Consider the following 11,947-nt stretch of genomic DNA (forward strand, 5'->3'; position numbering starts at 1 on the left):
TTGAACTGATCGCCGGCACGACTACCACAATCGGCACTTTCGGCAAATTCCGGGCATCCACACAGCGCAACGGCAATGCCCACCGCCCATTCCGGCAACCTTGCGGATTGCGCCGATTTTGCGAGACATGCGGGTGGCACAGCTTCTGCCAATTGTCGGCGTCAGACAAACCCTGCCGGCCGGCCCGGTGTGAACGCGGCGACTTCAGTCGCTCGTGCGGATGCCGGCTGTCGCAGGAACGGACCCCGAGGGGCGGTGTGAGGCCGCCTGGGCGAGAGATTGGATGGCCAGCGACGGCTGCCGCACGATCCGACGCCGCCGGAGGGTTCGAGTTCCTTCGGAGGGCCGACCGCTTGCAGGCGGCGGCCTTCTTTGACGTTTCCGCGAACCGGCGATCGATGCACGAGCGCCGGTTCCGAAATCCGGTTTCCGTGCATGCCACCCCGTTGCCTGGGGCATGCACTGTCTCTCTCAGGGCAACGCACATCACCAAAGAAGACTTGCCATGTTGACTCAACTGCTGCGCGATGAAGGCGGCTTCATCATCTCGGCCGAGCTTGTGCTCGTCGCCACCATCTGTGTGATCGGACTCGTGGTCGGACTGAGCGAAGTCCAGCACTCGATCAACGCGGAACTCAACGACGTAGCCGACGCCATCGGCGCTCTGAACCAGAGCTACTTCACGTCGGGCTTCCACAAGCTGGACTTCAACGGCATCTGTCACGCCGCGTCCTACGGCTCGATCTTCACCGACTTCTCAGACGACTGCGACTGCAACCAGTGCGACATCTCCTGCGACCGGCCGACGCCGGAAGGTCCGAAGGGGGTCGGAGGCTTCGGAGGAACCTGCGCCGGCACGTGCGCGGGATTCTGATCGGCGTTCCTGATTCTCATGATCGTTCAAGCGTCTGGCGTCCTGTGGGCGCCGGACGCTTTTGTGTTGCGCGGAAGGGCCTTGTTGTGGGGGGCACGCCGCTCCCTATACTCCGTTTTTCCTGAGGACAAGACGTGCTTCGCCTCGGCTTGAGCAGGACTCACGGACGAGGTGTGCAATGACTCGCGGATTCCTGGGATACGATGCGTCCTTCATGCTGGACGTGGTCGTGTGTGCGCTGGTGGCTGTGGTGCCGGTGCTGGCGTGGGGCGTCTTCGAGGCGAAGCGGGGTCGCTATCTCCGGCATCGAAACATCCAGCTGGCGCTGGCGGTCGTTCTGCTGGTGACCGTGCTGCTGTTTGAAGTCGACATGCGGCTGCAGGGGGGATGGGAGAACATCGTCAATCACGATCCCGCGAATCCGAGACTGGCGGGCGACGCCCTTTCGCAGGTTGAGACGCTGCTCTACGTGCACCTGTTTTTCGCCGTGTCGACGCCGCTCCTCTGGGGAGCGACGATCTGGCTGGCGCTGAAGCGGTTCCCCAATCCCCCCATCCCAGGCCCCCACAGCGCCCTGCACAAGAAGCTGGGCTGGCTGTCCGTGGTCGACCTGGTGCTGACTTCCGTGACGGGGCTGGCGTTCTACTACGTGGCGTTCATCCGGACGGCAGCGAGCTGATCCTCAGGCGAGGATCTCTTTCACGACTCGGCAGGGCTCGACGCCGGTGAGCTTGAGGTCGAGTCCCTGGAACCGGTAGGTCAGGCGGCTGTGGTCGATGCCGAACAGGTGGAGCATCGTGGCGTGGAAGTCGTGCACGCTGACGGGGTTCTCCACGGCCGCGTAGCCGAGTTCATCGGTGTTGCCGTAGGAGACGCCTCCCTTGATGCCGCCGCCGGCGAGCATCATGGAGAAGCCCTTGATGTGGTGATCGCGACCGCTGCCGCCCTGGGACATGGGGGTGCGGCCGAACTCGCCGCCGAAGACGATGAGCGTGTCATCGAGCATTCCGCGGGACTTGAGGTCGTTGATGAGGGCGGCGGTCGGACGATCGACTTCTTCCGCCTTGAGCTTCACGTCGTTCCTGATGTTGCCGTGGTGGTCCCAGTCGCGGTGGTAGAGCTGGATGAAGCGGACGCCGCGTTCGGCGAGGCGGCGGGCGAGGAGGCAGTTGGAGGCGAATGAACCGTCGCCGGGCTCGGCGCCGTAGGCTTCGAGGACGTGCCTGGGTTCGCCCGCCATGTCGACGAGCTCGGGGACGCTCGACTGCATCTTGAAGGCCATCTCGTACTGCGCGATGCGGGTGAGGACTTCCGGATCGTGCGTCTGAATGTGGCGCAGGCGGTTGAGGCGATTGATGGCGTCGACGGTGTCGGACTGGGCGGCGTCGTTGACCCCCGGCGGGTTGCCGATGTGGAGCACGGGGTCGCCGATGGAGTTGAGCTTCACGCCCTGGAAGCGGCTGGGGAGGTTGCCGGCGGACCACTGCCGGGCGGCGATGGGCTGCATCTGTCCGCCGCGACCGGCGGAGGTGAGGACGACGAAGCCGGGGAGCGATTCGGTTTCCGCGCCGAGACCGTACAGGAGCCAGGAGCCCATGCTGGGCCGGCCGGCGACGATCGCGCCGGAGTTCATGAGGGTATGGGCCGGATCGTGATTGATCTGCTCGGTGAACATCGAGCGGACGATGCAGATGTCGTCGGCGACGGACCCGATATGGGGGAACAGCTCACACAGCGACTGGCCGGACTGGCCGAATTTCTGGAACCCGTGCTGGGGAGCGAAGCATTTGAGTTGGGCGCCCTGGAGCTGGGCGAGCTGCTGGCCCTTGGTGAACGATTCGGGCATCGGCTGGCCGTTCATTTCGGCGAGCTTCGGCTTGTGGTCGAAGGTTTCGAGGTGGCTGGGTCCGCCGGCCTGGTAGAGGTAGATGACGCGGCGGCAGCGGGGGGTGTGGTGGGGCGCGGGGATGATGCCGTTCCATTTCTGGTCGGGTCCGCCGAAGAGTTGCGGGTTCAGGAGGCCGTTGACGGCGAAGGCGCCGAGGCCGGCGAGCGAGCCGCGGAGGAAGGTGCGACGGGAGGCGGAGAGGAGGCGGGGGTCGAATGCGTTCATAGGAGTGAGCATTGCGCCGGTCCGGCGAGATATGCGTCAAACGTTGAGATTTTGAGTGACTGTTGCAAGCATTGCGCGTTGTGTGCGTCAGCGCGTCAATTCAGTCGCGGGTGATGGATTCGCTGAGATTCAGGATGGCCCTGGTGACTGAGGTCATCGCGGCCAGGTCGATGGGATTCGTGTTTGCGTTCAAGGCAGAGCCGTCTACCCCTACCAGTTCGGTTGCGCTTTTCGGGGATTTTTCGAAGCGGGCGAGCTGCTTCCGGTAGAGATCCGTGAGAATTCCCCGCTCTTCGTCCGAGGCGACGCGGCCGGCGGCCTGCTGGAAGGCCCATGCGACTCGTGCCTCGGGGCCTGCGCCGCCTTCCTGCAGCGCGCGGGTGGCGAAGGCCTTTGCGGCTTCGATGAAGATCGGGTCGTTGAGAACGGTCAGCGCCTGGAGGGGCGTGTTGGACGTGGCCCGCTGGACGGTGCATTCCTCGCGAGTGGCGGCGTCGAAGACGAGGAGAGTGGGATGGACAAAGGTGCGTTGCCAGTGGGTGTAGACGCTGCGGCGATGGAGTTCGTCGCCATAACTGGCGGCGTACTCGCGCTTGGGGAAGTTCAGCGCGGCCCAGTAACCACCTGGCTGAATCGGGAAGACGCTCGGACCGCCGAACTCGTTGTGCAACAGGCCGCTGATCGCCAGCGCGTTGTCGCGGATCGATTCGGCATCGAGGCGGATGGGGGTCTGCCGGGCGAGGAGACGGTTGTCGAGATCCCGCTGGCGAGTCTTGTCGTCGGCGACGGAGGACTGCCGGTAGGCGTGACTCGTGACAATGGTCCGCACCAGGTGCTTGACGTCCCACGGATGCGTGCCTTCCGCAGCAGCCGTGGGGTGCATGAACTCGCTGGCGAGCCAGTCGAGGAGTTCGGGGTGGCTGGGCCATTCGCCCTGCGAGCCGACGTCGTCGAGGTTCTTGGAGAGTCCCGTCCCGAAGAACTGCCGCCAGGTGCGGTTGGCGAAGACGCGAGCCGTGAGCGGGTTGTTCGAATCGACGAGCCAGTTGGCGAGGTCGAGCCGGGTGGCGCGGGTTTCGTCCTTGGCGACGGAGCCGAAGTAGTTGGGGACATCGGGCTTCACGATCTCTCCGGAGTCATCCATCCAGTTGCCGCGGGGAAGAACGCGGATGGGGCGAGGCTCGTTGCGGCTGACCGTGACAAGTGTTGCCGGGATTGTTTCGAGGAGCATTCCGCGGCGGGCTTTAAGCTCATCCTCTCTCTGACGCATGCCGTCGAATCCGGGACCGAGGATGCGATAGAAGTCGGCGACGGCCTTTTTGTCTTTCTTGTTGCGGTCTTCGGTTTTCTTCCGGAGGACCGCGATGACGGCTTCGGGGACGCCGCTGTCATCCATCGTGGCGCCTTCGAGATGAGACAGCGCGAGGCGGAAGCGACCGATGGTCGCGCGGCGGAACTGCGATTCGTGACGCAGGCGAACGGTGAGGACGGTTTCTTCCGACGCCTTCAGCGGGGCCCGGAAGCGAACGACGAGCCGGTTCGGAGGCGTGCCGCGGTCGCTTCCAAAGCCGGTGGCGGGGTCGCCGTCGACGGCCGCGAAGGCGGGGAAGCCGTGGCGTCCGCGCTTGGGTTCCTGACAGACGGCTTCAGAGATAGCGAGAGGACGCGGAGCGCCTGCGCCGTCGGCGATGTCGATTTCGAGTTCACTGAGCATGATGCCGACCCACCCGCGGCCGACGTTGCTGCCGGGAAGGTCGAGGCTGGAGTCGATCTGCAGCCGGAGGGCGGCCCATTCGCCGGCTCCCGGTTTGAATGAGACGGTGTAGGTTTCGCGATCGGGATTGGGGCCGCGGGCCACGATCTGGCCGTTGCCTTCATGAACGAGTTCCGCGCCGTTTTTCGTCGACAGGGAGGTGGGAGTGACGGTCACCCAGTTCAGCTGCCTGGCCGCATCCAGCGCGATGAGGCGGTCTTCCCAGGCCTTCTGCCCATCCGCGATGGCCTCTTCAGGAATCGAGTCGCGGAGTTTCTTGATCTGGGCCAGTTCTTCGTCGTAGCGCGCGAGCTGGGCGTCCTGCTCGGGGGTGGTGAGCGTCATCAGCGGACCCCATTCCCCGGTGGGACCGGCTCCGCCGTAGAAGCCCTGCTCATCGATGTCGGCGAAGAAGGCTTCAAGGGCGTAGAAGTCCTTGAGCGTGACCGGGTCGAACTTGTGGTCGTGGCATTCGGCGCAGCCGGTGGTGAGTCCGAGCCAGGCGATGCCAATGGTGCGGACCCGATCAGCCGCATACTTGGCCAGGTATTCCTTATCCTGAGCGCCTCCTTCGGCCGTCATGCGGTTGAGGCGGTTGAAGGCCGAGGCGACTTTCTGGTCGCGGGTGGCATTCGGAAGGAGATCGCCAGCCAGTTGTTCGCGGGTGAACTCATCGAACGGTTTGTTTTCATGGAAGGCCTTCAGGACGTAGTCGCGGTAAGGCCAGACATCCTGCCACTGGTCGCCGTGGAACCCGACGCTGTCGGCATAGCGGACAGCATCGAGCCAGAACATCGCCTGGCGCTCGGCGAAGCGGGGGGAGGCGAGGAGACGGTCGACGACTTTCTCAAAGGCATTCGACGATTCGTCATTCACAAAGGCGTGAATCTCGTCCTCGGTCGGCGGGAGGCCGTGGAGGTCGAAGGTGAGGCGGCGGATCAGCGTGCGCTTGTCGGCCTCTTTAGCGGGGAAGAGTTTTTCTTTCGCGAGGCGAGCCTGGATGAAGCGGTCGACGGGATGGGGCACGCCGGCGACTTCCGGGAGGGCAGGGCGGACGACGGGGGTGAAGGACCAGTGATCCTGGTAGACGGCACCTTCGGCGATCCAGCGGCGGAAGGTGTCGACCTGCTGTGGGGTGAGCGGTTTGACATGCTCGCCCGGCGGCATGCGGTCGTCGGGATCGGTCGACGCGATGCGGCGGATCAGTTCGCTGTCGTCGGGCTTGCCGGGGACGATGGCCGTTGTCTCGGATTCAAGCTTCGACGTGGCCGCGTCGCGGAGGTCGAGGCGCAGGCCGGCTTCGCGGTGGTTCTTATCGGGGCCGTGACAGGCGAAGCACTTGTCCGACAGGAGGGGGCGGATGTCTCGATTGAAGACGATCGGCTCGGCCGCCTGGGCACGAAGTCCCGATGCGAGAATGAACAGACCGACAGATAGCCAGCGCAGCATGTGTTCCCCCGAGTCTCACGCGGCGAAAAGCAGGTTTCGCAACGCTTATGAAACGGGGAAACGGGCCCGGGGGCAACCCCGCTGATGAAAAGGGTTCACCGCAGAGACGCGGAGGACGCAGAGAAGAGGGAGGAATTCCCGACTGAGTCTCCGAAGAAGCCGGAGGACGAAGCCGACGCTGCTTAGCCTTTGCCCCACCGCTTGGCGGCAGCCTTCTTAGCGACCTCTTTGCGTTGTTCAGGTGACAGCGCCGGCGCGCGAGCCGCACCGCCCTTCAGTCCGGCCTTGCGGCCGGCGTCAGCCTTCAGTGATTGCTTCTCTGTCGCATTGCCGGTCGCCAAATCCACGATCCGCTTCGCGAGCTGGTTCGTGTCGCGGGGTCGCTTCGTCCTGACTGGTTTCGTAGCCATGCTGTCAGCATCCGGCGATTTCCCGGAACTGTTAACCTCCGCCGTGCCGATCCGCCGGCCGGCTGGTAAGTTTGTGGGCATGAACACGAACAGCATTGCCAATTGGTTGGTGTTTCTCTTCGCGCTCAGCACCGTCTTCGCGACGGGAACCGCTATCGGGGGCTATTTCGGAAGCCACGAGGCTGGGGCCATTGTGACGTCGGCCTTGCTCGTCCTCGCCGTGAGCGTTGCGTTCCGCAAGGGCAGTCAGTCGTCTGAGGGAACCGGATCAAACTGACCGCACTACCAGAACTCGGCAACACGAAGCGGGGCCGGGTCACGAGGCAGGTCGATCAAACCTGGCCCCTCATCCGGCCTTCGGCCACCTTCTCCCCGCTGGGAGTTCGGTGTGGGGTTGGGAGTCGATTGCGGGGAGAAGGGCGCGGGGAGGCTCGACAACGCGGGGCATTGATCGACGCTGGCAGCGTCGACAACGGTGAGTGAGGTCCCGCTATTTCAGGACGCTGGCGACGACGATGGTCTGGTCGTCGATGGGGGGCGCGCCGGCGGTGAAGTCGTGGAGGTGCGACAGGATGCGGTCGCGGATCTCGGCCGCGCTCTGCCAGCAGGAGTTTTTCAGGACTTCGTCGATCCGGTCGGTTCGGAACATGTCGCCGTCGGGGCTCGTGGCTTCGACGATGCCGTCGGTGTAGAAGACGATGCGATCGCCTTTCGACAGCCGGATGGTGTGGTCGCCGTATTTCACGTCCTCATCAATTCCGAGGGGGAGGCTGGCCGCGCCCTCGATCGAGCGGGCGACCTGCTCGCCGCATTTCCACCAGCGCGGCGGATTGTGGCCGGCGCTGGCGAACGTGAGGTCGTGCGTTGCGGGGTTGTAGATGCCGTAGAAAGCGGTGACGAAGGCTTCGATGCCGGAGGTGTAGCGGCCGGCCAGGTGGCGGTTGACGAACTCGAGCATCTCGCCGGGGTGGCCAGCGTCGTTGGGGTAGAGGTGGGCGATGCTGTGCGTGATGGCCATCATGACGGCGGCGGGGGTGCCGTGGCCGCTGACGTCGGCGACGAGGATGCCCCAGCGGTCATCGGGGAGGGGGAAGAAGTCGTAGTAGTCGCCGCCCGCGCGGGTGGATGTGCGGTACTCGGCGGCGAGATCGAGCGTCGCGATCTTCGGAGTTTCACGCGGAAGGAGTGACCGCTGAATCTTGCCGACGACTTTCAGCTCACGGTCGACGGCTTCGTAGGCGTCGCGGATCTGTTCTTTGAGGACCAGGTTGTGGGTGGCCCGGCCAAAGAGGTTGGTGATCCAGAACGTCTCCGGGAGGTCTTCGTGATCGAAGCCCTGCGGGTCGCGTTTCATGAGCACGAGGGCGTTGAGTGCCTCGCCGCCGTCGAGCATCGGAATCAGCATCAGCGAGCGATACTCGCGGAGGTAGTCGAACGCCGGGTCGTCCTCGCCGGCCTGGAAGTCATTGAGGATGACCGGTTTTCCCTCGTAGAGCAGGTCGGCCAGCTGGCCGCCTGAAATCCGCGGGAGGCGGTGCTTTTCCTTCCACGGATCGATCTCGTCTTCCGTGGCACTGTCGCGGGTGATGTGGAACTCGGGGTGGGCGGTGTCGCGCCGGCTGAGAGACAGCCGGCGGTCGAACTGCCGGATCGTCGCAACGCGTTTGGCGTAGGCGCGGACCATCTCCTGCGGATCGGTCCCGCGGGACATTTCCTGCATCAACTCGAAAACGTCGTCGAGTCTGTTCTGCCAACTAGCCGCCATATCTTCCGCCCTTATGATGTTGGATCGATTATAGCTGCCGTCGCCGAAACGCCCCGCATTTTGAACGCACTGAAGCATGGCCCCGATCGGGCCGGTCCCGTGGACCTGATCCGACGGGGGCTTGGGTGCGGACGTCGCACCGAGTTCCGTGGAATGTCTGTCCAGACTGCTTCTCCGCCGCGAGTCCTGCATCCCCTTGTCGAACGCCTGCGCGGAATCGTGGGGAATGAGGGGGTGATCGGTCGCGAGGACGAACTTCTCGTCTATGAATGCGACGGTTACGTCGTCGAGAAAAAGACACCGGATGTCGTCGTTTTTCCGGAAACGACGGAACAGGTGGTCGCGATCGTCCAGGCGTGCAACGAGCTGGACGTTCCGTTCGTTCCGCGGGGGGCGGGAACGAGCCTGGCCGGTGGGACGCTGCCGGTTGGCGGCGGCGTGATGATCTGCCTGACGCGGATGCGGAAGATCCTGGAGGTTTCCCTGCGCGACAGGTATGCGGTCGTCGAGCCGGGGCTGGTGAACGTTCACCTGACGAATCACCTGAAGGGGAGCGGCTACCACTATGCGCCGGACCCCTCAAGCCAGGGGGCCTGCACGATCGGCGGGAACGTGGCGACGAACTCAGGGGGGCCGCACACGCTGAAGTACGGCGTGACGGTGAACCATGTGCTGGGAGTCGAGGCGGTGATGCCGGACGGGAGCGTCGTGCAGTTCGGCGGTCCGTGCGAGGATTCCCCCGGCTACGACCTGACGGGGCTGTTCGTCGGAAGCGAAGGGACGTTCGGCGTCTGCACGAAGGTGTGGGTGCGGCTGACTCGCGATCCTGCGGCCTACCGCACGATGCTCGGGATCTTCGAAACCGTGAAAGCCGCCACGGAAGCGATTTCAGCGATCATCGGAGCGGGAATCATTCCGGCGGCGCTGGAGATGATGGACCAGGGGATTGTCGGTGCTCTGGAGCAGGCGTTCCATTTCGGATTTCCGCTGGACGCCGGGGCGGTGCTGCTGATCGAAGTGGATGGCCTCGAAGTGGCCGTCGACCAGGAAGCGGAACGGATCGTCGCCCTCTGCCAGCAGCACGGAGCGCGGGAAGTGCGGATGGCGAACACGCCTTCCGAGCGTGCGCTGTTGTGGAAATGCCGGAAGCAGGCGTTCGGAGCGATCGGGCGATTGTCGCCGAGCTACTGCACGCAGGACGGCGTCGTTCCGCGGACGCGACTGCCGGAAATCCTCGATTTCATCAACGCGACGAGTGAGAAGTATGGGCTGAGGATCGTCAACGTGTTTCACGCCGGGGATGGAAACATCCATCCCATCCTGTTGTTCGATGAGCGGCACGCGGAGCAGGTGAAGGCGGTGATCGCGGCGGGGGATGAGATTCTCGAAAAGTGCATCGCGCTCGGCGGGAGCGTGACGGGCGAGCATGGAATCGGCGTCGAGAAGATCAGCCTGATGAACCACCTGTTCACGGAAGAGACGCTGGCCGTGATGGGGGACGTGCGGAAGGCGTTCAATCCGGATGGCCGCTGCGCACCGCACAAGATGCTGCCGACGGCCGGGGGATGCGGGATGGAGCACATCGAGCGCAACCATCCCGGACGCCGGGCGGCGATGTAACTGGCGGCGGCGCGTGATGAAGCGCCGGGTCGTCGACGAAGATCAATCGGGGCCGATGTAGCGGAAGCGCGGTTCGTTTGAGCCGGCGATGGTGACCGTCTCCCGGAACATGGCGAGCGGGCGGACCCAGAGCCCCTTGTCGCCGTAATCCTGGCGGTAGACGACGAGTTCTTCCTCGTTTTCGCTGTGACGGGCGATGCCGAGGACGAGGTAATCCTTCCCCTTGTAGTGCCGGTAGCGGCCGGGGAGGAGAGGGGATGCTGAGTCGTTCATAGGTCGAATTGGATTCCCTGGGCGAGCGGCAGTTCGCCCGACCAGTTGATCGTACTGGTGACGCGGCGCATGTAGTTCTTCCAGGCGTCGGAGCCCGATTCGCGGCCGCCGCCGGTGTCCTTGTCGCCGCCGAAGGCGCCGCCGATTTCGGCTCCGCTCGTGCCGCAGTTGACGTTCACGAGGCCGCAATCGGAACCGGCGGCGGAGCAGAAGAGTTCGGCTTCGCGGAGGTCGTTGGTGAGGATGGCGGAGGAGAGGCCCTGGGAGACATCGTTGTGCAGGGCGATGGCCTGGTCGAGGTCGGTGTAGGGCATCATGTAGAGGATGGGGGCGAAGGTTTCGTGGTCCATGATGGAGAGGCCGGGATCGGACATGACGTCCGCGCCGATCAGATCCTCGCTGGTCGGGGCTGCATGCTGCGAGGCGACATGCTCGGCCTTCGTCACGCGCACGGGCATCTCAACGAGCGCGGGCCGGACGTAGTAGCCGCCGGCAGGCACGCCATTCGTGATTCGTTCCCCGAAGTGGACGGTTCCCCCTTCCGACCGGGCGGCTTCGAGCGCCTCCTGCATCGATTGGAACGCGGCCTCGTCAATCAGGGGACCGACAAGGACGCCCGGCGTCGCGGGATCGCCGATCGGGAGAGTCCGATAGGCGTTGAGCAGCCGGTGGCGGACTTCCTGATAGCGGGAGCGGTGGACGAACAGCCTGCGGAGGGTGGTGCAGCGCTGGCCGCAGGTGCCGACGGCGCCGAACACGATGGCGCGGACAGCAAGTTCGATGTCGGCGGTCGGGCAGACGATCATGCCGTTATTGCCGCCGAGCTCGAGCAGGGTGCGTGTGAGCCGGGCCGCTTTGGCGACTTCGTAGCCCATGCGCGTCGAGCCGGTGGCCGAGATCAGCTTGATCCACAGCCAGTTGTCGGGCTTCGCCACTTCGCGATCGCACAGGACGAGCGACGCGATCCCTTCCGGAACTTCAGGCATCTCCGTCAGAAGTTCTTTGACGATCGCATGGACGCCGATGGCGCAGAGCGACGTCTTCTCCGAGGGCTTCCAGACGACCGGATTTCCGCAGACCCAGGCGAGGGCCGCGTTCCAGGCCCAGACGGCCATCGGGAAGTTGAAGGCCGAGATCACCATCACCGGCCCGAGCGGAAGCCATTGCTCCATCAGCCGGTGGCGCGGGCGTTCGCTGGCGATCGTCAGGCCGTGGAGCTGGCGGCTGAGGCCGACCGCGAAGTCGCAGATGTCGATCATTTCCTGGACTTCGCCCAGGGCTTCCTGCGGGATCTTGCCGACTTCCCAGACGATCAACTCGGCCAGTTCGTTCTTGAACTCCCTGAGCTTCAGGCCCAGGCGACGGACGAACTCGCCGCGGACGGGAGCGGGCGTCATCCGCCACGTTGTGAACGCGGCCTCAGAGCGCCAGCGAATTTCATGCAGGCCAATCGTTGAGGCCGTTTTGACTTCGCAAAGGGTCTCTCCGTTGATGGGGGAGCGGAGGACGAACGGGACGCCGTGCGGATGTGTGGCGGACGGTTCGAGGAGCTCGCGATGGTCGCTGAAATCGTTCAGCGTTTTCAGATCGCGAATGCCGAGCCGCTTGAGCGCCGCCAGGACGCGGGCTTTCGGGCTGGAGCCATTTCCCCACATGGCGAGGTCTCCGTGAATGGACGCTTTCGAAACGC

9 protein-coding genes are annotated in these 11,947 nt (G+C 64.5%); 3 read left to right on the forward strand and 6 right to left on the reverse strand.

Annotation, left to right across the window (positions count from 1 at the left end):
- Positions 1–505: 505 nt before the first annotated feature.
- Positions 506–874: a hypothetical protein gene (locus Pan44_RS27020; protein WP_145034837.1), complete on the forward strand. Its 369-nt coding sequence runs from the start codon at positions 506–508 to the stop codon at positions 872–874.
- Between the two features lie 178 nt (positions 875–1,052).
- A complete protein-coding gene (locus Pan44_RS27025) occupies positions 1,053–1,553 on the forward strand; it encodes a DUF420 domain-containing protein (RefSeq protein ID WP_145034838.1) in 501 nt (166 codons plus the stop codon).
- 3 nt (positions 1,554–1,556) lie between these two features.
- Here Pan44_RS27025 and Pan44_RS27030 read toward each other — a convergent pair whose 3' ends face one another.
- The 4 genes from Pan44_RS27030 to Pan44_RS27050 all read right to left on the reverse strand — a co-directional run bounded on the left by Pan44_RS27030 (position 1,557) and on the right by Pan44_RS27050 (position 8,364).
- Complete coding sequence (locus Pan44_RS27030; RefSeq protein ID WP_145034839.1) at positions 1,557–2,987, reverse strand: DUF1501 domain-containing protein; 1,431 nt, start codon at positions 2,985–2,987, stop codon at positions 1,557–1,559.
- A 100-nt stretch (positions 2,988–3,087) separates the two neighbouring features.
- Entirely contained in the window at positions 3,088–6,189 is a 3,102-nt protein-coding gene (locus Pan44_RS27035; RefSeq protein WP_145034840.1) for a PSD1 and planctomycete cytochrome C domain-containing protein, read from the reverse strand.
- 182 nt (positions 6,190–6,371) lie between these two features.
- Positions 6,372–6,695 (reverse strand): hypothetical protein, encoded by a 324-nt coding sequence (locus Pan44_RS27040; RefSeq protein ID WP_197453709.1) that lies wholly within the window; start codon positions 6,693–6,695, stop codon positions 6,372–6,374.
- A 394-nt stretch (positions 6,696–7,089) separates the two neighbouring features.
- The gene (locus Pan44_RS27050; protein ID WP_231754179.1) at positions 7,090–8,364 is read right to left on the reverse strand and encodes a PP2C family protein-serine/threonine phosphatase; all 1,275 of its coding nucleotides are present in this window, start codon (positions 8,362–8,364) and stop codon (positions 7,090–7,092) included.
- A 153-nt stretch (positions 8,365–8,517) separates the two neighbouring features.
- Between Pan44_RS27050 and Pan44_RS27055 the strand changes: the two genes are divergently transcribed.
- On the forward strand, positions 8,518–9,984 hold the full coding sequence (locus Pan44_RS27055; protein WP_145034844.1) for an FAD-binding oxidoreductase: 1,467 nt from the start codon (positions 8,518–8,520) through the stop codon (positions 9,982–9,984).
- A 42-nt stretch (positions 9,985–10,026) separates the two neighbouring features.
- On the opposite strand, the gene Pan44_RS27060 is transcribed toward Pan44_RS27055, so the two are convergent.
- Positions 10,027–10,257 carry a DUF1653 domain-containing protein gene (locus Pan44_RS27060; protein ID WP_145034845.1) on the reverse strand — a complete coding sequence of 77 codons (231 nt, stop codon included), beginning with the start codon at positions 10,255–10,257 and terminating at the stop codon, positions 10,027–10,029.
- On the reverse strand, positions 10,254–11,912 hold the full coding sequence (locus Pan44_RS27065) for an aldehyde dehydrogenase family protein (RefSeq protein WP_145034846.1): 1,659 nt from the start codon (positions 11,910–11,912) through the stop codon (positions 10,254–10,256). The genes Pan44_RS27060 and Pan44_RS27065 overlap by 4 nt, the downstream gene beginning before the upstream one ends.
- Positions 11,913–11,947: the final 35 nt, after the last annotated feature.

This window comes from Caulifigura coniformis (assembly GCF_007745175.1).
In the GTDB taxonomy this organism is placed as follows: domain Bacteria; phylum Planctomycetota; class Planctomycetia; order Planctomycetales; family Planctomycetaceae; genus Caulifigura; species Caulifigura coniformis.

Bases quoted from the DNA above. Each gene is read 5' to 3' on its own strand.
- Pan44_RS27020 (WP_145034837.1), top strand. From the start codon at position 506: ATGTTGACTCAACTGCTGCGCGATGAAGGCGGCTTCATCATCTCGGCC.
- Pan44_RS27025 (WP_145034838.1), top strand. From the start codon at position 1,053: ATGACTCGCGGATTCCTGGGATACGATGCGTCCTTCATGCTGGACGTG.
- Pan44_RS27030 (WP_145034839.1), bottom strand. From the start codon at position 2,987: ATGAACGCATTCGACCCCCGCCTCCTCTCCGCCTCCCGTCGCACCTTC.
- Pan44_RS27035 (WP_145034840.1), bottom strand. From the start codon at position 6,189: ATGCTGCGCTGGCTATCTGTCGGTCTGTTCATTCTCGCATCGGGACTT.
- Pan44_RS27040 (WP_197453709.1), bottom strand. From the start codon at position 6,695: ATGCTGTTCGTGTTCATGCCCACAAACTTACCAGCCGGCCGGCGGATC.
- Pan44_RS27050 (WP_231754179.1), bottom strand. From the start codon at position 8,364: ATGGCGGCTAGTTGGCAGAACAGACTCGACGACGTTTTCGAGTTGATG.
- Pan44_RS27055 (WP_145034844.1), top strand. From the start codon at position 8,518: ATGTCTGTCCAGACTGCTTCTCCGCCGCGAGTCCTGCATCCCCTTGTC.
- Pan44_RS27060 (WP_145034845.1), bottom strand. From the start codon at position 10,257: ATGAACGACTCAGCATCCCCTCTCCTCCCCGGCCGCTACCGGCACTAC.
- Pan44_RS27065 (WP_145034846.1), bottom strand. From the start codon at position 11,912: ATGTGGGGAAATGGCTCCAGCCCGAAAGCCCGCGTCCTGGCGGCGCTC.